The 21,851-nt window shown below is 42.3% G+C and carries 14 protein-coding genes; 5 read left to right on the top strand and 9 right to left on the bottom strand.

Features of this window, described 5'->3' with window-relative positions; translation table 11 throughout:
* Window positions 1-233 precede the first annotated feature (233 nt).
* On the top strand, window positions 234-2,366 hold the full coding sequence (gene recQ / locus GT360_RS11145; protein WP_164648939.1) for a DNA helicase RecQ: 2,133 nt from the start codon (window positions 234-236) through the stop codon (window positions 2,364-2,366).
* 6 nt (window positions 2,367-2,372) lie between these two features.
* Here the strand turns inward: recQ and GT360_RS11140 are convergent, their stop codons facing one another.
* From GT360_RS11140 to GT360_RS11115, 6 genes are all read right to left on the bottom strand, one after another.
* Window positions 2,373-4,136, bottom strand: a complete 1,764-nt coding sequence (locus tag GT360_RS11140) for an ABC transporter transmembrane domain-containing protein (protein WP_239502549.1) — start codon at window positions 4,134-4,136, stop codon at window positions 2,373-2,375.
* 287 nt (window positions 4,137-4,423) lie between these two features.
* A complete protein-coding gene (locus GT360_RS11135; protein ID WP_164648938.1) occupies window positions 4,424-5,806 on the bottom strand; it encodes a DUF1501 domain-containing protein in 1,383 nt (460 codons plus the stop codon).
* A 1-nt stretch (window position 5,807) separates the two neighbouring features.
* Window positions 5,808-7,304 carry a DUF1800 domain-containing protein gene (locus GT360_RS11130; protein ID WP_164648937.1) on the bottom strand — a complete coding sequence of 499 codons (1,497 nt, stop codon included), beginning with the start codon at window positions 7,302-7,304 and terminating at the stop codon, window positions 5,808-5,810.
* A 427-nt stretch (window positions 7,305-7,731) separates the two neighbouring features.
* On the bottom strand, window positions 7,732-8,376 hold the full coding sequence (locus GT360_RS11125; protein WP_164648936.1) for an integrase arm-type DNA-binding domain-containing protein: 645 nt from the start codon (window positions 8,374-8,376) through the stop codon (window positions 7,732-7,734).
* A gap of 339 nt (window positions 8,377-8,715) precedes the next feature.
* Window positions 8,716-9,150, bottom strand: a complete 435-nt coding sequence (locus GT360_RS11120; RefSeq protein WP_164648935.1) for a hypothetical protein — start codon at window positions 9,148-9,150, stop codon at window positions 8,716-8,718.
* Window positions 9,151-9,422: 272 nt separating this feature from the next.
* Window positions 9,423-9,650 (bottom strand): hypothetical protein, encoded by a 228-nt coding sequence (locus tag GT360_RS11115; protein ID WP_164648934.1) that lies wholly within the window; start codon window positions 9,648-9,650, stop codon window positions 9,423-9,425.
* Between the two features lie 566 nt (window positions 9,651-10,216).
* On the opposite strand from GT360_RS11115, the gene GT360_RS11110 reads away from it, so the two are divergent.
* From GT360_RS11110 to GT360_RS11095, 4 genes are all read left to right on the top strand, one after another.
* Window positions 10,217-10,501, top strand: coding sequence for a hypothetical protein (locus GT360_RS11110; RefSeq protein WP_239502548.1), 285 nt, complete (start codon window positions 10,217-10,219; stop codon window positions 10,499-10,501).
* 27 nt (window positions 10,502-10,528) lie between these two features.
* On the top strand, window positions 10,529-12,511 hold the full coding sequence (locus tag GT360_RS11105) for a site-specific DNA-methyltransferase (protein WP_164648933.1): 1,983 nt from the start codon (window positions 10,529-10,531) through the stop codon (window positions 12,509-12,511).
* Complete coding sequence (locus GT360_RS11100) at window positions 12,511-15,420, top strand: type III restriction-modification system endonuclease (protein WP_164648932.1); 2,910 nt, start codon at window positions 12,511-12,513, stop codon at window positions 15,418-15,420. Before GT360_RS11105 ends, GT360_RS11100 begins: the two co-directional genes overlap by 1 nt.
* 624 nt (window positions 15,421-16,044) lie before the next feature.
* Window positions 16,045-16,398, top strand: coding sequence for a hypothetical protein (locus GT360_RS11095; RefSeq protein WP_164648931.1), 354 nt, complete (start codon window positions 16,045-16,047; stop codon window positions 16,396-16,398).
* A gap of 426 nt (window positions 16,399-16,824) precedes the next feature.
* Here the strand turns inward: GT360_RS11095 and GT360_RS11090 are convergent, their stop codons facing one another.
* The 3 genes from GT360_RS11090 to GT360_RS11080 all read right to left on the bottom strand — a co-directional run bounded on the left by GT360_RS11090 (window position 16,825) and on the right by GT360_RS11080 (window position 21,679).
* The gene (locus tag GT360_RS11090; protein ID WP_164648930.1) at window positions 16,825-19,329 is read right to left on the bottom strand and encodes a DUF3987 domain-containing protein; all 2,505 of its coding nucleotides are present in this window, start codon (window positions 19,327-19,329) and stop codon (window positions 16,825-16,827) included.
* A 356-nt stretch (window positions 19,330-19,685) separates the two neighbouring features.
* Entirely contained in the window at window positions 19,686-20,462 is a 777-nt protein-coding gene (locus GT360_RS11085) for a hypothetical protein (RefSeq protein ID WP_164648929.1), read from the bottom strand.
* An 8-nt stretch (window positions 20,463-20,470) separates the two neighbouring features.
* Window positions 20,471-21,679, bottom strand: coding sequence for an integrase domain-containing protein (locus tag GT360_RS11080; RefSeq protein ID WP_164648928.1), 1,209 nt, complete (start codon window positions 21,677-21,679; stop codon window positions 20,471-20,473).
* Between the last annotated feature and the right edge of the window lie 172 nt (window positions 21,680-21,851).

Raw genomic sequence — 21,851 nt, 5'->3', positions numbered from 1 at the left:
TATCGCTCTCCCTAAACCGACAAAACCCTACTGAATATTAACGACATTTTCTCAGATGCCAAATATTTAACCTTTCAAAATGTGAGTGAAACTTGTACTTGTTATTTGTTTGCAACAGCAGAATCAGAGTATGAGAAGGTGTGAAGTGTGTTGAGGCGCTGCTTTAAACTCTGACCCTAGGGAGAAGTTAAGGTAGGATAGACCATTCGATTGATGATAATGAGATATGCGCGATGCAGCGACCAACCCCTCTTGAGGTTTTAAATTCTGTCTTTGGCTATGACCAGTTCCGACACCAGCAGCAGAGTATCATCGATACGCTGGTAGCCGGAGAAGACGTGTTAACCCTTATGCCAACCGGTGGTGGTAAGTCTCTCTGTTATCAAATCCCGGCTATCGTTCGTCCAGGTGTTGGGGTCGTGGTTTCCCCCTTGATTGCTTTGATGAAAGATCAGGTGGATGCGCTGCAGCAGGTGGGCGTATCTGCCGCTTATTTGAACTCAACGCTGAGCGCTTATGAGCAGCGAGAGGTCGAAGACTTAATTCGGCGTGAAGAGATACAACTTCTCTATATTGCACCTGAGCGCTTGATGATGGAGCAGACACTCAACCTCTTATCCGAGTGTCGAATTTCACTGTTCGCGATTGATGAGGCACACTGTGTGAGCCAATGGGGGCATGACTTCCGCCCTGAATATCAGCAGCTTTCTGTATTGCATCAACGCTTTCCCAACGTGCCGCGCATTGCTTTAACGGCGACGGCTGACCAGCGCACCAAACAAGAGATCATCAGTCAATTGGCATTAGAGTCAGCCCAAGTCTTTGTACACAGCTTTGACCGTGCCAATATCTGTTATCACGTGAGTGAGCCGAGCAACGCTAAAAATGATCTCTGGTCGTTTATCTCAACCCATCATGCCAGTGATGCGGGTGTGGTCTATTGCCTGTCACGCAAGAAAGTCGAAGAGACAGCGGAATGGCTAGCAAGCAAGGGGCGTGTCGCTCTGGCGTATCATGCGGGCATGCCCGTAGAGAAACGCAACGAACACCAGCAGCGTTTTTTACGTGATGAGGGCGTGATCATCGTGGCAACCATCGCCTTTGGGATGGGTATTGATAAACCTGATGTTCGTTTTGTTGCTCATCTGAGTTTGCCAAAAAGTATGGAGTCGTATTACCAAGAAACGGGTCGTGCGGGACGAGACGGCGAGCCAGCGAACGCATGGATGGCCTATGGCATGCAGGACATGGTTATGCAGCGTCAAATGGTGGAAAACTCGGAAGGCAACGATGCCTACAAGCAAGTTCAAATTCAAAAACTCAATGCACTATTGGGCTATTGTGAATTGGTGTCTTGCCGTCGCCAAACGATCCTCGCCTATTTTGATGAGCACCTAGCAGAGCCATGTGGCAACTGCGATAACTGTCTAACGCCACCCACAACATGGGATGGAACACAAGCGGCTCAAAAAGCCCTTTCAACGGTATATCGCTGTGATCAACGTTTTGGTGTGACGTATCTAATCAATGTCTTGCTTGGTAAAAGTGATGAACGCATTGAGCGTTTTGGTCATGATAAGGTCTCGACGTTTGGTATCGGTACTGAGCTCAATGCAACGCAGTGGAAAGGGGTATTTCGTCAACTCATCGCAATGAACTATTTACGTGTTGAAGGTGACTACAACAGCCTTAAACTGACGCCTCAATGTCGACCAATACTTAAAGGACAACAACAAGTCCAATTGCGAGAGTTGAGAAAAGCGAAAGCATCCAAGGCCTCCAAATCTGCAGCTGCAGTTGATTTAGCGCCTTCGGATTTAATTCAGTTTGAAGCTTTAAAAGAGGTTCGGTCAACGTTAGCGAAAGAGCAAAATGTGCCCGCTTATCTTATTTGTCACGATGCAAGCTTAAAGGCTGTCGCAGTAGCGCGCCCACAAACTCTTGAGCAACTGAGTCAAATCTCAGGGTTTGGTGATAGCAAGGTGAGCAAGTATGGTGAGCAGTTGCTGGCAGTGGTGGAGTCAAAACCTATCGAGTTACGTTCTCTAAGCGAGACAGAACTCAAATCGGTCGAGCTTTTCAAGTCACTAGGCTCAGTGTCAAACGTTGCGCAGCAGCGCCAGTTATCTGAAACCACAGTCTTTGCTCATTTGAGTGCCGGGATAGAAACAGGCGCTTGTCAGCTTGAGCAGTTGGTCAGCCTCGCATCTGCTGATCTTGAGGCCATTGAGCAAGCGGCGGCGAGACTCAATAGCATCAATGAGAACAAATTGAAGCCACTATTTGAAGCGCTCGATGAGCAGTATGACTATGGCACGTTACGTTGTGTATTAGCCCACATAAAGCACCTTCAAGTGAATGTTTAGGCTGCACTAATTGTTATGCTGTTTAAACTGCAATTCGACTAAACGTTGGTAGAGCTCACATCGATTGAGAAGCGTAGCGTGATCGCCAAGATCGATAAGGTTACCATGATCTAAAACCGCGATGTTATCGGCGTGCTTTATCGTCGCGAGGCGGTGAGCAATGATCAGCGTGGTGCGGCCACGCATTAGCTCATCAAGTGCTTGCTGCACGTGATGCTCACTTTCGCTATCCAGTGCGCTTGTTGCTTCATCTAACAGTAGTATCTCTGGGTTTCTCAATATGGCCCGCGCGATAGCGATGCGTTGTCTTTGACCACCAGAAAGCCTAACACCCCGATCACCCAAAAAGCTGTAATAGCCATCGGTTAACTGCTCGATAAACTCATGAGCATGGGCTTTCTTGGCTGCTTCAATCACCTCTTCATCAGTGGCATCAGGGCTGCCATAGCGAATATTGTAAAAGACATCATTACTAAACAGAGCGGGCTGCTGCGGAACGAGCGCCATATGGCTGCGCAACTCTTGAGGGGACATCTCACGAATGTCCTGTTCTCCAAGCTGAATGTGACCTTGTTGCGGATCATAAAATCGTTGCAGCAACTCGAACAAAGTGGTTTTGCCTGCACCCGACGGACCGACAAGCGCCAACACTTTTCCTTTCTCCACCTTGAGTGACAGCTGATTAATGGCTGAATACTCAAGGCGAGTAGGGTAGTGGAATGAGACACTATCGAAGACCAAATCGTTTGTTTGAGTGGGTGTTTTAGACGTGTCAGGGCCCTTTATTGGGTTCTCCACTTGAAGGATTTCTATCAGGCGTTCAGTGGCACCAGCAGCGCGCTGCAGCTCACCGTATATTTCGGATAGGGTCGCCAGTGAACTTGCCAGCATCACTGCAAAGAAAACAAACGCGCCAAGATCACCCTCAGACATTCTACCCGCAAGCACATCGCTGCCGCCCACCCATAGCATGCCAGTGATGGCGCTAAAGACGATCATAATGACGCCAGCAATCAAGATGGCACGCTGCTTGACTCGCTGCCTTCCAAGCTCATAGGCTTTTTCTACTTGTTTCGCAAATGCTTGTTTTTCATGCTCTTCATGGTTGAAGCTCTGAACGGTTTTTATGTGTTCAATCGCCTCTCCTGCGTAACTGCCCACGTCTGCCATCGAGTCTTGGCTCTTTCGTGACAGTGCCCTTACTTTGCGTCCATACAGCAGCAAAGGAAGCAATACAAAAGGCACGGCTGCCAACACGACAAAGCTTAGTTTTGCATTGGTGGCGAATAACATGATGGTGGCGCCAACACTCATGAGCGCACTGCGCATGGCCATTGAGAAAGAGGAACCAATGATGCTCTGTAGCAGGGTGGTATCTGTGGTGATGCGCGCCATAATGTCGCCACTACCGCGCGTTTCAAAGTAGCTAGGGTTAAGGCTAATCACGTGATTGAAAACGGCAGTGCGAATATCAGCACTCACTCTCTCACCAACCGAAGAGATGAGATAAAAGCGAAAGAAGGTACCAACCGCAATGGCAAACGTCACCCCTAGTAAAAATAAGATCGCGCTTTCTAGTTCCTGTTGAGATTGCTGGCTAAAGCCATAGTCGATCAATAATCTCACCCCTTGCCCGACAGAGAGTGTCATCACTGCTGTGAAAACCAGAGCGAACATTGCCGCAAGAACGCTACTTCGGTATGGACGTACAAACCGGACGAGCTCAAGCAGGATATGAAGGTTATTTAAATTCTTTGGTTTATTTGACAATGGGTTAGGCGCTCTTAAGTTGACATCATTATATTGGCAAAATCTGGAATAAATGTCATGGCTACATAGTGGGCTGTAGTAACTATTGGTCGAAGTAACGACATCCCCATTTACTTTGTATGAGGATATTTTCCTAATTGAGCTTGGAATCAGTATAATTCTAGACCCTATTAGTCGTTCTCAGCAGTATGTAATTTGTCTTAAAATTAAAATGGCTACTTGTCAAACTAGATGTAGTGAGAACACTTTGACTGTGAATATTCCCATAGTCAACGTGTTCTTTAACATTACATCTTACCTTTACCCTTCATTTGATTTTTATCTTTATTCAATCCCTTTATGAAATTAAGATATCGACTGTTAAAGGGGTTCTCGTTGTCCGGGGATAGTGTAGGGAAAATGTAATCTACCGCTGTATCCGATAATCCAAACCATTTACATAGAGTTGCAGCGTACTGTTCGGAAGCGACCGTCGGGATAAACTTGTTCCCAACAGCATCTTTACCGTCTCTAATGAACTCTGGGAAAGTGCCATGGGCTTTTCTTCCCTTAATTGGTCCTCCAATAATGAGTTGATTGCTCCCCCAACCATGATCAGTTCCACGATTGCTATTATTTTCAATAGTTCTTCCGAAGTCAGACATAGTAAATGTGATCACTTTATCTTCGAGTCCAACAGACTTTAAAGATGAATAAAATGCAGAAAGCGCTGAATCAACCTGTCCGAGTAGTGCTTCATGCTTGCCTCTTTGATCTCTGTGGTTGTCGAAACCACCAAAAGCAACAAAGTAAACTTGCCTAGCTTGCCCAAGCGCTGTACTCGCTTGAACCATTCTCTTGACCATCTTGAATTGTCCGCCAAGAAATCCAGATGGAATCGATTCGTCTGCAGGGTATTGTTCTAGCACGCTCGTCAAAGTATTTTGATAATCATAAACTTGTTGGAACCTGTCTAGATATGTTTTTCCATATATAGATGCGGAATTGCTTGAAAGTAGTCGGGTAAGATTTCGATTTATCGTAAAGTCAGTCAATGCATTCATAGCTCTAACGCCCTGACTTGATAGAGCTAAAGATTCTGTTGATTGTCCATTTAGCCAGTTGTTGGTTCCAAGTGAGAAGGCTGGAGATACACCTTCAGTACCTGTGGCAAGAAAGTCCATCATCATACCAGCCCATCCATAGGGGTGATATTCCGAGGTGTTCCAGCTGCGCTGCCAAGCGAGCTGTTGCTTGTTATGTGCCCCAAGATTAGGGGGCTTTTTTACACTGTTGTAGTTTTGCTTGGTTGTTGGTTCAATTAACGTTCCCACATTGAGTAATGTTGTTGCAGCTCCCGACAGGATTAGTTCACTGATATTGGGCATGGCACCATTTAAAGATAAAGTTTGTCCAACGTCGTCTTCAATGCTTCTATTGTTAACTAATTCATGTGGGTAAAGTTGGATGTCAGGTCGGGAATTTTGATAGTTTATTAGGTTATTTCCATCAGCAGGCAAGACCATATTAAATGAGTCATTCCCACCATAAAAGAACAAGCAAACTAAGGCCTTATAGTCGCTCTCACTGTTAGCCATGGCCGAAGTCGGCAAGGTTAGGCTCAAGGGGGTAAGAGAAGCTCCCGTAGAGTAGGCTGCAGTTTTTATAAAGTGTCGTCTTGAAATTTTCATTCTATGACTCCTGAACCATAAAGCTAGGGGATACAAATGCCAAGTACAGCATTGGTGCAAGGGCAACGCGTTTGTCAGCCCTAGCCGCCCAAATATCTTGAAATCGAGGAGCTAGGTCTGCTGGGAGATCACCATAGAAAAATCGTCTCTTAATAACTTCAATAACCTGTTCGTAATCCTCGGCAACAGACAACAATAGCTCTAGATTTGGGTAGAGATCTTGTGGAGTATTTGAACCAGTGTTAAAACCATTATTTCTGAGTAATCGCCAGACGACGTTACTCAATTTAATTACTTGATTCCAGTCGATAATACTTAGTTCAGGAGAAGCAAGATTTAAGTCTGATAGGCTACCTGATGGTAAGTAATCCGGTGAGAAAAAGTTAAATACGGAAGGTGCACCGAGAGGGTATTGATTAAATGTATCTTGATAAGAGAGAGCATCGTAGTTAATCAAACCACTCGCACCAGGTCGACAGTCAAGAGCCCTGCAAAAGTAAGTCATTGCGAGAATAGGCTCTCTGACTTTCGTTCGATGAATATTGTTGATTGTCTCGATTTCTGGGTCGAGTAGAACTGCTTTGATTACTTCGCTGAGCTGTCCTCCTGTATTCGCAAATACAGTAGCCACTCGCTCAATGTACGCAGGTTTTGGGTTAGAAGTTACGAAGCGTTGAATCAATAGTTTAGAGATAAACGGAGCGGTATTGGGGTGGTTAATTAGTATGTCTAGCACTAAATCTAAATCTTGCTCTGGAGTAAGCCCTGCCGGTATTGTGTTACCTAGAATCAGCTTTTCTTCTTGGTCATGATAGAGGCTGTCAGCAGTCATTGGATCTATCATACTACCATCGGTCATAAACCAACCAGTAAACACTCTAGCCATATTTTCGACATCAGAATCATCGTAAGTCGCGACTGGCAACCCATTAACATCCAGCTTTAAAGATCCATCCATATTCAGTTCTTCGAGCCCAATACTAAACAACTGCATGAGTTCCCTAGCGTAGTTTTCATCAGGGTTCACTCCCGTCTCGCTTTTAGGTAGATTACCAACCATCGTGAGATAGTGACCCATGACGGGGGAGCGAGTTACCTCATAAAGAAGAGTTTTGTAATTACTAAACGCGTGGGTTGTTAACAAGTCATAATAGTTTGCAACTGCTTTCGCGAAGGGTTTCAGCTGAGGATCCCTATCGCTTACAACAAGAATTTGACTTAAAGCAAACGCCATTCGTTGACGCAATTGGGCGCCAGACCAAAATGCAATATCGAACCAAGCACATACGCGCATTTCTTGTGAAAGCGTGGGCTCAGACCTTTGGTTTTGTTGTTCGTATAGCTGTTTGACATGAAAGGAATATGGTTCTTCTAATTGTTGGTCTATCCAGGCGTGTCTGTCATCAATTTCTAAGAGTTTATCTATATCACCAGCACGTATACCCATTGTGGCATAATCAAGAAAACGTGCGGCTTGCTTGTATGAAAGGTATTCCATTTCAGCACCTATCCATCGAGGGTTTATGGTTAGTATTTCGACCTAAAAACCCAAGGTTAGCCGATATATGGTGAATGGTTGCTTAACATCAAAACAGATTTTTCAATCTGTATTTAGTCTTATGTGTTGTGAAAATGCAAATTTGCCATTTAACAAGTTGAGAGTTAATCATCTTGTGGTTAATAACGCTAATGCTAATTGTTGGTTTGGGGTAATTGCAGTTTGATTTTAGATTCGAGATAGTTGGCTAAAAGCAAAATAAAGAACCTTGGTATCAGATTTGATACCAAGGTAGTCATGTGTGGAGCATGGGAGGCTAAATAATATTAAAGCGATAATCTGCCCATGTACATCATCCTACAGCACGTGAAATTAAAGTTACAACAGTGAGTCGACGAGAAGGTTGGTTTTTTCAATAAAAAGTGAGTTAACTGTTTTGCTGACTTTTGGCCAAAACTCTTTGTGCATTGTGGCTTTGATATTTAGGATTAGGTTGGCATAGACTGTTTAGTTTCACCGTATAGGTCATGATCTCATTGAGTTGTTGATCTAGCCTTTTGACTATTTCAAGGTTGCCCTTGACCTCTATGGAGCGCAGGATTTTAATAGCCTTTGGCGCTGTGATATCAGAAACTGGTACATGCTCAAGTATTGGAAATATGTGCATTTCGAGCGAACGCCGTATGTCGTGAGCATAGTCTTCTGACACGCTATGTTTTTTGACTTCGAACCACTCTTGAGCGACTTGTCTTAGAAGGCTGCTCTCTGCAATCTCTGCCGCTTCCTTCTGCTCTTCAATGTATGCTCTCGGGTCAATGCCTCTTGCGATCAGCTGACTTAGTTCGAACGCCTTTTTTCTAGCATCTAAAAGAGATATTACAGGGAAGGGGCCAATAGATAATTTAACTTTACGTTTAGTGAGTTTATGCGTGTAGTGAAAGTAAAACCTTTTTGACCCATTTGGGAGGGCTCTAACGATCAAACCACCACCGTCAGTGAGTGTTTGCTCCTTACCCTTGGTTTTGAAATTCTTAATCTGTGTATGTGTAAGATTCTTAGCTATTTTCGGCATTTTTAGACCCTCACTTTTTGGCGTTCGACCCAGAAGTTAACCCCATGGGTTCATAAAATCTAACGAGCCCAGTTGAGTGATAAGTCTATTTTTTGATGTAAGTTATTGATTTTACGTTTCACTAGATAAGAAAAAAGACGCCCTGGGACGTCTTTAAACTCTGAATTGGTGGGCTGGCGGGAGTTGGGTTTATCTATTAAATTATTGTTTTTTATAGATAATATTTTAGGTTTCTTTGGTTGGGATAGCTACTGGGATAGCCAACTCAATTCAATATCGACTAGACGAGGACGAACCAGATAATCAAGCGCATGGCAGTGAAGTAGTACTTTCCACCTCTTATACTATGCTCGCCAGGATGAACGCTAATGGGGTCTCTGCGTCACCAGACACCTTAACCTTCTGGCTTTTGCTCCATTTGTCTCGCTGACGACAGTTCAGCCAGTACTCGATCGCACGAGTCTCAGGTGGTAACTCTTCGGTGTATTCGACGATATCACCACTAGGCAGTAGTTTCTGTTTTTTAACCTGACAACCAGTGGCGCGGCGGTAAAGCTTATTCGCAACCTCGGCGTCTGCGGTTAGCTTTCCTGATCGGCGAGCATCTGCAAACTCAGGGTGTTTCTTCGCCCAGTTTTTGATGGTATCCCTGTCCACTTCGAAGAATTCAGCCAAGTCTTTGTCAATAGCGCCCAGTAAGCAGAGCTTGTAGCATTGCTTGGCGTAATCCTGTCTGTACTTATTGTTGAAGGTATTACCGATTGGAGCGGCCATAAAGAAGGTCCTTTATATTAGCGACTACTAAAGTGTATCATGTTAGAAACATAATTAGTAATTGCTAATGTTAATAATGAAGCCTTGATGTAACGCCCTTTGTAGGTTGTGTTTTACAGTTTTACCTATATATGCATATGCGTGAATTAATACTCATATAACATCATTAAAGTGACAATGGGTGTGAACTGATAGCGCCATCTTTGGTGTGGTAAGATAAAAGAGTGCCGGGAGCCGTAAAGCCCACCATTTAGCAATGATCAATAGCTGTGTTAGATGTTCTTTAATATAAGATCCAAGTGCAACCTCAAATCTTTTAGGGTGTCCTGATCGGCGTAGTGTACATCTGGAATTCCTGAATCCATCATTACAGAGCCATCTTCGAAGATACTGCAATTCAGGTTCTTAGCTGCGTATCTATTTAGTTGATTAATCAGTGTCTTTGTTTGCTTTGTCGCTTTTGCTTGTATCTTCTCTTCTTCTTTTGGTGTCAAAGGCATACAGGTCATATTTTTTCACTCTCGTCCTAGTGTTGTTTGATCTATTTCTAAATGATTGCTTGAGGTAGCATGTCAAAACGATAATTGATCATATCACCTGTGCTCAGCATTTGGATAGCTTGTTGAATACAAGGTATTAGAGTAATAAACCACTCTCTTGAAGTATAAGTAATCCCTTCATGATCAACCGCACCCATTAGACAAGTTTTTAGCACTGTTTAGCATATTCGTCTTGATTGTTGAAAGTATTTCCGATTGGAGCGCCCATAACCAAGTTTTCATATTAGCATTCTCTAAATAAAACCATGATTGATTCAATCTTAGTAGTTGCTAATGTTTGTGGCGAAGTCTTTTGTTCGCATGTTCAAAGAGGCGAAGCTTAAGGGGTAGGGTGCAGAAAATCTAGCTCATTTGTCTCCCATTATTGGTTTCACTGATGTTCAACCAGTGGAACAACTCACCTCCCACTATCTGCTTATACATGCGCTTGTCGAAATCCTCTACAACACTATAGTTTTGCAACGATATTTGATATTGTGGCAAAAATACATATTGAGTGAGTCAGAATGATTTCAGGGTTAAATGGTGGAAACTGCATTCTTAGCTCTATGGCGAAAGAAAGAGTGAAGAGCGGTATTTTAGATCAGGCGCAAGTTGTGGGCTGCAAAGGTGAGTACGTGGTAGTCTTTAATGGTATGCAGTGGAAGGGTGAGCCGCTTGTGCTGAGTAGTTCACGGCAGCCTTATGAGGCTCGTATTTTTAAGAGTTTAGACGGTGCTATCGCTGAGTTATTGCGTATTGGCCTTACAGAGGCATCAATTAGAATCACAGCTAAATCAGACAACGATTAATCACAAATCATTGAATTTGGAACAAAGATGAACATTAAAGAAGAAACAGTATATTCGAACGTTGAGACAGCCAGTAGCAAACAGCTTGCGATTCTCAAGAAACACTTCCCAAATTGCTTTGATCGTGATGGTAAGTTCATTCAAGAGCGAATGCTTGAAGTGGTCAATGAAAGTGAAATTGAGCTTTCAAAAGAAAGTTATGCTCTGAACTGGCTAGGCAAATCATACTCTCGTCTATTGGCGAATTTACCACCTAAAACCCTGATTCGCGCAGATGTAGAGCACAACTCGCAAGACAAGCATAAACATAGTAACAACTTGCTTATCAAAGGTGACAATCTCGAAGTACTTAAGCATTTGGTTAATGCCTACAGTGAGGAGGTCAAGATGATCTACATTGACCCGCCATATAACACAGGTTCAGATGGTTTCGTCTACAATGATGACCGTAAATTTACCAAAGAACAGCTTGCAGAGCTTGCTGGTCTTGATATCGATGAAGCGGAACGAATTTTGAGTTTTGCTGATAAAGGTTCGAATAGTCATAGTGCTTGGTTGACTTTTATTTATCCAAGGCTTTATGTGTCTAGGGAATTACTCTCCAGTGAAGGTGTGATCTTTGTTTCTATAGGTAATGATGAGGTGGGTCAGCTTAGGTTAATGCTTGACGAAATATATGGAGAACATAACTTCATAACAATGATTGCCCGACAAATGAAGTCAGGGGGAGCAAAAGGAAGCTTCTTTACACCTAACGTTGAATACATTCTTGTGTACGCAAAAGAAAAGCTGAAAACAAAAAATTTTAGAGCTTCTATATCAGATGAGCAAATAAAAACTTATTACAATAAGGTCGAAAGTTCTGGTGTTCGATCAGGAGAGAAGTTCGGTGAAGAAAGGCTATATAAAGCCAGCTTAGATGCGAGGCCTAACCAGAGGTATTGGATTGAGTGTCCTGATGGATCTTTTGTTATTCCACCGGGAAGTACATTACCTAATGCTCTGGGAGATGGCTGCAAAGTGACCCCTAATAAAGATGACGGGGTATGGAAGTGGACTTATGATCGCTACAAGCAAGAATATGATAAAGGGAATATTGTATTCAAAGTTACTAGAACATCAGCATTGGTAAACAACGCGAATGAGAAGTCTAAGTACAACATATACAACAAGTTATGGTTATCAGAGCAGCAAGAAAAAGGTAAAGTTCCAAGTGATATAATATTAAACTGGGAAAATAGGGAGAGTTCTGCTGAATTAAAGAAAATGGATATTCCATTTGATTATGCAAAACCATCTAACTTGATAAAATACTTAATAGAACTGGTGAGAACAGATAAAAGTGACATCATATTAGACTTTTTTGCTGGTTCAGGAACAACAGGGCATGCGGTACAAAAAGTGAACGCTAAAGATGGGGGGAATAGATCTTATATTCTCGTCCAAATACCAGAGGCTGTGGAAGCTGGGAGTGAAGCATTCAAAAAAGGGTACAAGGAAATTACCGAGTTGACGCAAGCAAGATTATTAAAGGTCGCAGAGCAAGTTCAGGATGAATTTGATACAAACAACTTGGATAAAGGTTTTAAAGTATACGAGGTCGCAAAGGACTTTCGTATTGAAGAAGATGACAAAGAACTAACCTTATCCAATCTTACTATGTTTGATGATGTTCTACTAACTGAGGATCAGTATCAAACCCTACTCACTACATGGGCTTTGTATGATGGTAGTGCGTTAACGACACCTATCTACGATATTGATCTCGATGGTTATACAGCGCATATGTGTGATAGACGTTTATATATGATTGCCTCAGATTTTACTAGCAATGCACTTAAAGCTTTGCTTCGTAAGCTTGATGATACGGATAACAAAGATTTTGATCCAAACAAAATTGTTTATTATGCCAACAACTTTGACAGCGTGAAGCAGATGGAATTGAACGAAGCACTGAAGAGTTATGCGAATAAGAAATCTATCGAAATTGATGTGGTGGCACGTAACTAATGAGTAAAGGATTCACTTTTGAAAAAAACCTGCCACACCAAAAAGCAGGTGTTGATGCAGTTCTTAATATGTTTATAGGCGCTGAGCCACAAGTCGATGACGATCAAAGTGTTCGACTTTTAGCGAATCCAGAACTCGTTATTACTAAGCTACAGCAACGTTCAAACATAAAGGCTATTCACGAGTTTAATGGTATCGAACACAGCAAAGAGCATTACAACGAAAATAGTAATGTGATTGATGTTTCGATGGAAACTGGTACAGGTAAGACTTACACTTATACAAAAACGATGTTCGAGTTGAACAAAGCTTTTGGTATCAATAAGTTTATCATCATTGTACCGACGCTTTCGATCAAAGCAGGTACGGTGAATTTTCTTAAAAGTGATGCACTTAAAGAACACTTTAGAGAGACAGAGCGTGAGCTTAAAACGTATGTTGTTGAAAGTAAAAAGTCGTCTAAGAAAAGCACAAAATCGTATATGCCTCAAGCGGTCCACGATTTTGTAGAAGCAAATAACTACAACAAAAAATACATTCATGTCATGGTGATTAACTCGGGAATGGTGAACTCACCATCGTTGATGGAAGCGTATGACCGTGGATTGCTAGACAACAAGTGTAACACGCCTATTGAAGCAATCAGTGCAGTAAAGCCGTTCGTTATAATTGATGAGCCTCATAAGTTTCCTAAAGCCAAGACAACGTGGAATAACATTGAAAAATTCAATGCTCAAAGCATCATTCGCTATGGCGCAACGTTTAATGATGATTATGAAAATCTTGTCTACCGTTTGACGGCTGTTGACGCATTTAATGCTGATCTCGTTAAAGGTATTAATACCTTTATTGAGGAGATGGTAGGAGACGATGTTGCTAGCTTGACACTTAAAAATACCTCAACAAAAGAGGCAACCTTCGAGCTAAATGAAAGCGGATCAAAGAGCATAATCAAAGTGGGCAAAGGTGAATCTTTGTCCAAAGCTCATACTGAAATTCATGATCTATTTATTGAGTCGATGAACACGAGAATGGTCGTTCTGAGTAATGGTGTAGAGCTTAAGGTTAATGGGTCAATCAACCCATATTCTTACTCTGATACGCTCGAAGGTAATATGATGCGTAGGGCGATTAAAGAGCACTTCAAAGTTGAGCGAGAAATGCTGACACAACGCCCACGAATCAAACCTCTGACCCTCTTTTTTATTGATGATATCGAGGGCTATCGCGATGGAAGCAATATTTCTGGCAGCTTGAAAGCAAATTTTGAAGAGTGGACTTTGGCTGAAGCTAAGGCATTACTAAAAACTGAAACAGATGAGTTCTACAAACGGTATTTGGAAAGAACTATTGCTGATATAAGTAGTGTCCACGGTGGTTATTTCTCGAAGGATAACAGTGATAAAGACGAAAAAATCGAGCAAGAGATTAATGAAATTTTGCACGATAAAGAGCTGCTTTTGTCTTTAGATAACCCTAGACGATTTATTTTCTCGAAGTGGACGCTTAGAGAGGGCTGGGACAACCCAAACATCTTTACCCTTTGTAAGCTACGTTCAAGTGGTAGTACAACCTCAAAGCTTCAAGAAGTGGGTCGAGGCTTACGCTTGCCAGTCAATGAATATATGGCTCGTGTAAATGGTGAATTTAGACTGAACTACTTTGTGGATTTTACTGAGAAAGATTTTGTAGCCTCTCTAGTTAAAGAAGTGAATGAAACATCATTCAAAGAGACTGTCCCATCTAAGTTGACTCAGGACATCAAGGAGAAAATTACAACCAAATACCCAGAACTTTCTGCTTTAAAAATGATGATGTACTTAGTCAATAAAGGGATCATCGATGAAGATGAGAATTTTCTGGGTGCAGAAGCCTATTTGAAACTCAAAGCTGAATACCCTGACGCCTTTAATAAGGGCGTTAAGAGCGGGAAAATCAAAGTTGCCACAGAGGGAAAAACTCGTTCGAAAATGCGAGCTGGTAAATTTGATGAGCTAAAGCAACTATGGGAAATGATTAATCAAAAGGCAGTATTAGAGTATAAGATTGCTAGCGAGAATGATTTTCTAAAGCTCTTCACTACCTATTTGCTTGAAGAGTCTGAGAAGTTCAAAAAGACTGGCGTTCAAACACGTATTGAAAAAGTGTATGTGAGCAATGATACGGCAATGTCAAAAACCGTATTTGGTGATGATGATGACTTCACTAAGTTCTGCACTATGACATACAAAGAGTTTGTAAATCGCCTATCGCAAATGGCATTTATCAAACCATCAACGCTGCACAAAGCATTTGTAGCCGTGCAAGGAACGATTAATATTACTGATTATTTGAACATTCAAACCATCAGAAAGATAAAGTCAGGCTTTAGTAAGTTCTTGCTGCATAATTCATTTAATAAGTTTGGGCTTGGATATAACATCATTTCCAACAGCCTGCATCCCACTAAATTTACAGATGAAGCAGGTCACGCTCTGAAGGATGTTACAGCAAGTGATCTCGGTGTGCATTCGGATTGTTCTTTACCACCACTGGACAGCTACCTCTTTGAAGATGTGTTTTATGATTCTGAGCTGGAAAAGCTCAATATTACTGATGGTGAAATTGAGTCTGTATCGGTCTTTACCAAGATCCCAAAAAACTCGATAAAAATCCCTGTAGCAGGTGGTTATACCTATTCTCCTGACTTTGCTTATGTAGTTAAGACCAGTGAAGGGGATTATCTGAACTTCATCATTGAAACTAAAAATGTAGAAGGAAAAGATACGCTTAGAAAAGAGGAAGAGCGTAAAATCAAGCATGCTAAAGAACTGTTCAATCAGATCAGTAAAGAAGTGAAGGTTGAGTTTAAAACACAGTTTTCTGACGATGTAATTTATGATCTAATCAAGCAATCTGTTAGTACTTAGGTTTTGCTGTTTAAAGGGGGGGGGGGAATCCTCCCTATTCATAATGAATAAATTTCTATGCAGATTATCATACATTCACATCAAGATGAGAGAAATAGAACTGACTGATTTTTGTCCGGAAGTGTGCCGACTCGAAGCAATTTCACGAATGCTAATGACCTGATCTTAGGTGAGTCACTAATGCTCAGAAATCTAACTTGCGAGTTTTATCCCACTGACCAACTGGTGGTAAAGCCACAAACTTGCCTCCTGCAGTTCGATAGCATTTGATATTGGATACTCCATACCATCAGCCTCTCGTCTTCGTAGGTGTCGAACTGTGTGCAATGCAGGTCAAACCTCATCTCAACCAAACTATGATTTGCTCTCACAATAGTTAGCCAATTTTCTTGTCGAGATATAGACAGTCCATTTTTGCAAAATGTATAAGTGGAAAGAATAGAATCACCTCGGTGTTCTTTCATAATGTTGTCTTCTTAGTGATCGTGATAGAGCTGTTATCGGTCTAATTGGTCTCTAGAGGGAGAGGCATCGATGTGCTTTACGAGGCAAATCGTAGTTTTGCTGAGAACGATTGTCGGGTGAGTTAATAATCAATTATATTGCTTCGAAAAATTTGCCGATGTGTCATTTAGTCTTGGTGGTGTGAATACACATCCATCCGACCTTGTGAGTGGGCATAGCGTTGCCGGGGATAGTGAATCCATCAACCGATCCCTCGTAATGATTGATAATGTTGGGCGCGAGTTGGTCGGCAGCTGGACTAATCGACCTCCTGTTCAAGCGGTTCCGACGGAGGCGCAACTGCCGGATGCAATACAGCAAGCAGCACAACGCTATGGTGCTGAGGGTACAGTACAAGGCGTATATCACGATGGCACTGTCTATGTAGTTGCTGAACATGTTCACACTCCTGATGATGTCCGTAAGGTGCTTTTGCATGAGATTGCAGGCCAACACGGATTGCACTCGCACTAATCGGCAAAGATGGCGATATCGGCAAGGAACTTAACAAATTTAGGTGTACCTTGTGCCATTAAGTTCCCATATTCAAAAATAGGTCACACTTGGCATGAGGATATATGAGGTAGGGGGGAGGGGAGGTTGTGCTTGGTCCGCCCCCCCTCCCCAATAAAAAGTATGGTTAGCTTTACTAGGTTGAGGTAGTTGGTACATCTTGGGGTAAAGTTCTACCCCTCCTGAGAGATTTAGTCTTTGTGGGTTTTTGGCTGATTGAGGTAACTCAGAGTTTACCTTGTGTCGCTTTGGAACAAGATCTTTCTGAAAATAAGGATAGTTATTACCCTATCTACCCTTATTTATAGAAAATACCCTAAAACTGAGTGTTTATCTGCTTTAAAGGTGAGGAGTGCCAATTACCCCACCTATACCTCAAAAAGTAAGCTATTGGGCCATGGAAAGTTGTATCGTACTTTTATCGTCGATAGTTTGGGTTAATAGTCCACCCTGGAGCATTTCTTTGATAGCCATGCGAATCGCATCATTCTTTTTGGTCATGCTGACGAATGGTTTCACTTTTTTACGAGATTCAATTAGCTGCCTTTCGGTTCGGAATCGATTTTTGTCAAAACAAGCCAAGATAGCGGTATATTCTGCCTTTAGACCAATAATACCTTTAGCCTCCATGATGTTATAAAGATTGTTGAGTAGTTCATTTACGACACCAATAGCTTGCTCAACTTCTACGTCCGATATGACGGCTTTGTCTTTTCTAGGACCTGATAGGTGTAGTAATGCTGAAATCTTCATTATCTGTATGTCGGCTTTGGAAAATGCACCGCGTAAAATCGAATGACTATATTTCTCTCCGTCAGCAAGTCGCGGCTCTATTCTTGCGCGGTACTTGTCGATAAGCTCCCAGCCTAACACGTTAATACAGAGGGTATTCAAATCATCAATGCTCTCCGGTTTAAGTTTATGGTGAGCCATGACTAAATTACTTGCAAGGTTATCAAAGTCGGTAGATAACTCTGGGTCAACCATCGTGTATTCGGTGTACTGGCGATGTCCAAGCATATTCGGTTCAGAGATCATCAAAAATCGTTCTGCGATACCTTGCCCATTAGACTTGGCGAGAATACTTTCGATAGTGCCCTCTTGTGCAATTACATTAACAGAACCGTAAGGCGAACCGCTATAGCCATTTCTTCCAACTCGACACGAAACGTGTTGCTCATTCCCGGTATATGCTTTTAGGATGACGTCATTGTTATTTTTTCGGTCCAAGTTTGTACCTAGTAATGTGTCAATAGAAGCTTGCTCTGCACTAGCAATACCGAAGTACCCCCCTTGGTGCGCTAACTTTTGTTCCAAGGCTTCTGGCGTTGTGTCCGTAAGGTATGGGATAGTGACTCTGGGCTTTTGCTTTGATTCATCGTCGTTTGATAGATCTGCATCGCAGCTCACCGAGTCAATAGCTAGCTTTCGTAGTTCAGCAAATTTAGAGCGAATAGCTCTAGTAGTTGTGTTCAACACTCGACTTTTTGAGCTGCCCGGAGGCTGCTCGCTTACGGCATAAAGGCCCAAAGAGAGTGAGGAGCCATCACGGTATTGGACTGCATATGAGCCATTAGCTGCAGAACTGAAAGATGCCAAAGCTATTAGAGCAGCTGTTTGCTGTGGAAACTGTGCTGATTTAGCCAGGGAAGCCGAAAACTTGAAGATTAAATTGTCAGGTGCATATTGAGTGATGTTTACACATCCACGGATATGGTCGCTATCCAATATTTCTTGAATTTTCTCAGACACTGATTTTTTATTCGAATTTGTTGCATCAACTAGTGTGCTAACCGACGCGATAGGCACAGGCTGGTTGGCTTGGTTGAATAGTTTCTTATTGTGTTGATTAATGGTAGCGCCTCCAGACACCAGCATCTTATCTCCTAGTGCTTTTAATGCGATGTTGGTGTCACCGTTATGTTCGAAGTGACAGTAGACATCAAATTTGCTGTGAGAGTAACCATCGTTTAATGGATCACTTTCATGTGCTGATAGATATCTTCCGTTTCGATCATCTCGATAGGAAATCGTGACACCTGGCGAACCAGATTGACTGTCAGGGTGAAGCCAGCGCTTCCCAACCTTTTTAAATCCGAAATACAGTAAGAAATTGTCCCATGAAGTAGAAGCTTCTAATTGGTCAATCGGACTGATTTGTCCAGTAGACAAGCTCTTAGTGAAATTATGCTCTTGGGCTTGTTTTTTGGGTGCTAAAGTATTCTCAATCGTTTCAAAGCTATCAACTAGCTTTGATTTCTGACCGTCAATTAAAGCACCCGTTTCGATATGGTACTGGTACGAACAGCTGTTAAGCTCACTCAATGCTGGAAGGTATGCGATTTGATTGCAGTTAATTGCGCACAAGTCTCCTCCTAGACTTTTAGCAAGTGACTCCTGCAGCGCGGTCCAAAGCGGCAAATCAACAGCGTATAGTAGAGGAACAATCACTCTCCAACGCGGTGTATTTTGCACTGAACTGATAGTTGAGTAGATAGCAAATGACGAAATATCATGGTCATATTTCAAAGCATTGACTAGGTCACCGACCACCCAGTCACCAGTGTCTAAGTCAACAATTAGTAGCTTGAATTCATTATGTTCTGCGACAGATTGTTTTGCTCTAGAAGGGCAGTCAGTTGCCATGAACCAAGGGCAGTTGGCTTTAGCAGAAATGAGTTTCCCGATCTCATTTTTCTTGAAGTGCGTTAGATTCAAAGGCTTCTTGATTTGGTCGCAAATACCATCATAGGTAATTGTGCTAAAGCCATGAGCTTGCTTGTGGTGTGAGCCTATGGTGACAGCCAAATCGTTTCCAGCAGGCGATTTTTGTACTTTATTGAGCTGCTCTAATGGTTGGTAATGATGTTGAGCTTCTTTCTCGCGGTTCATCGCACAACTCCGTTTTTACGATCTGTAACTAGCTGTGAAACGAGGTTTTTAATTTCGTTACTGGAGCAACCTGAGATAAGTGCGGAAATTAGGGAGTTCAACTCATACTCCGGCCAGCCAACACGGCGACCTCCAAGGTCAATTGGTGGAGTCATTAACCCTTGTCTGATTCGTAAGTGCAATGTTGAGTTTGAAATCGTAAGGCGAGACAACAAGTCTTTTTTATTGATAAGTCTAAGTGGCATGTCATGAGACATAGTCATTCCTTCTAGGATGTGTTTTTGCTGAGAAGGAATATATTCACTATGGGAAGGTAGTTCACCGCAGTAGCGGTGAACTACATAGCACTTGCGGTGCTATTGAGTTAAAGCAATATCAAGTTCTTCTGAAGCGAACGCAATGTTTTTTTCAAGGGTACGCTGCCCTAGTCCTTGGACTTTTACATCACAATAGTCAGACTGGATAGCTTCAATGACCTTATTCTGACTTTGAAAGGGTGGAGTTTCATGAGCTGAGGATGGTTTTGTCAAAAGACGAACCAAAACCGCGAGCTGATGATTGAGCGATTTCAGTTTACGCTGATCAGGTGTCATGTGTTTTTTGGCTAGTGCTAGCTCATTGGTAGCGTGTTCAAGGCTATCTTTTAGGTTTTGCATTTCTTTTTGACTCTTGTACCACCATTTTTCTGCCTCACTTAGGCAATGGTTTTTTTCCTCAATGATCGATTCAAGTTCTTTGATCTTGAGATCTTTCGACTCTTGAGTGGCAAAGATCTCCGGAAAGTATTTCTTAGGCTTGATGTGCGGGTATTGAGCTTGTAGCCAGGTACGAATTGCAGAGCGAGAGAAGGTTAGATGATTTGTGTTGATGGTCTCGTTCTGCTTTGGAGCTTCCCCATAAACTGTATACTCGAGTTCATTATTGGCAGCAGCCTGATAAACAAGCTGCTTAATTTGGTTGAAAGCATAACGATAGGCAGGATTACCACAATAATCCCCATGGTTTTCCCAGCAAACCAAGTCATAGTCATGTTCTTGAATGTCGTATTCAACAAACAACCAAGCACAAGCAATTTCATTGATTGAAATGAATGCATCAATTGGCCATTTAGGTGAGTAAGTCTTTTTGTTCAATTTAATCCTCACAAGATATTATTGTTTGAAGCTTCCAAGATATATTCGCTCCACCATTCCATAAGGTTACGGCGTTCTCGAATATACTTGGCTCTGTTGTAGGCTCTACGAACCTCGTTCCTATCAACGTGAGCGAGTGCTGCTTCAATAATGTCTGGTGAGAATCCTTGTTCATTTAATGTAGTGCTTGCGATTGAGCGTAAGCCGTGTGCTACTAGCACCCCGGCAAAGCCCATGCGTTTTATAGCTGCATTTGCAGTCTGAGAGTTAATGTGGGCATCGTTCGAACGATCTGCTGGGAAAATAAACTCAAGATGTCCGCTGATTGGCTTCATGATTTGAAGCAGTTCTAACGTAGAGTTTGTCAATGGAACTACATGCGCTTTTCCTTTCTTCATTCGTTCGGCAGGAAGCGTCCATAGGTTATTGTCATAGTCGATTTCCTCCCAGCGAGCCCCAGCTGCTTCGTTGGGACGTACCATTGTATGGAGCTGCCAATGGATTAAACAGCGCGTAGTAGTCTTGATACTTGCGGTAGAGAGAGCTTTCATTAACTTAGGCAGTTCATTAGGCGCAAGGGTAGGCATGTGTGTTTTTTTAGGTGACGCAAAGGCTGCTTTAATGCCCTGAAGAGGATTGGAGTGAATAACACCAGTATTAACAGCAAATACCATAATTTCGTTTAAGCGTTGGCAAACGCGCTTTACTGTTTCAAGGCTGCCCTTTGCGGCCAATGGTTCAAGTTTTTCGATAACACGGGGGGCTTCGATCTCATTGATCGGAATAGCTCCCAGTGTTGGGAACACGTGTAACTCGAGGGAACGCCAAATGTCGTCGGCATAACTGTCTGTAACTTTTGTCTTCTTTACCAAAAACCACTTATCTGCAATCGATGCCAAACTATTGTTGTTTGAATGAATGGCCTGACTTAACGCTTGGTCACGGTGAGATTTTGGATCAATCCCTTTAGCAAGGAGTGACTTAGCATCGTCACGCTTGACTCGAGCTTCTTGAAGGGTTACCGCAGGGTACATACCAAAACCAATCACAAGTCTTTTTTTGGTTAGTGGATGGTAGTAACTAAGAAGCCAGTTTTTAGAATTATTTGGACGAACACGCAGAAACAAGCCGCCACCATCACTTAGGGTGTATTGCTTTTCTTGGGCTTTAGCTTGCTTTATTTCTGTATTTGTAAGAGGTTTGGTAATCCGTGCCATGCTCTATCCTTGGTTATAACTTATCCCTTAGGTATCCCACTTCTTAATTCAGAGTCAGGATATCTATAAGGATAGCCAATAATGTAGGATGGTAAAGGATAAGATAGGATGACATAGGTCAATAAGTTGTTGATTTTAATGAGTTGCGGGTATAAAAAAAGACGCCATAGGA

It is taken from the genome of Vibrio astriarenae (assembly GCF_010587385.1).
Taxonomy (GTDB): domain Bacteria; phylum Pseudomonadota; class Gammaproteobacteria; order Enterobacterales; family Vibrionaceae; genus Vibrio; species Vibrio astriarenae.
The sequence above is the reverse complement of the archived record's forward strand: the minus strand, read 5'-3'. Positions and strand labels throughout refer to the sequence as shown.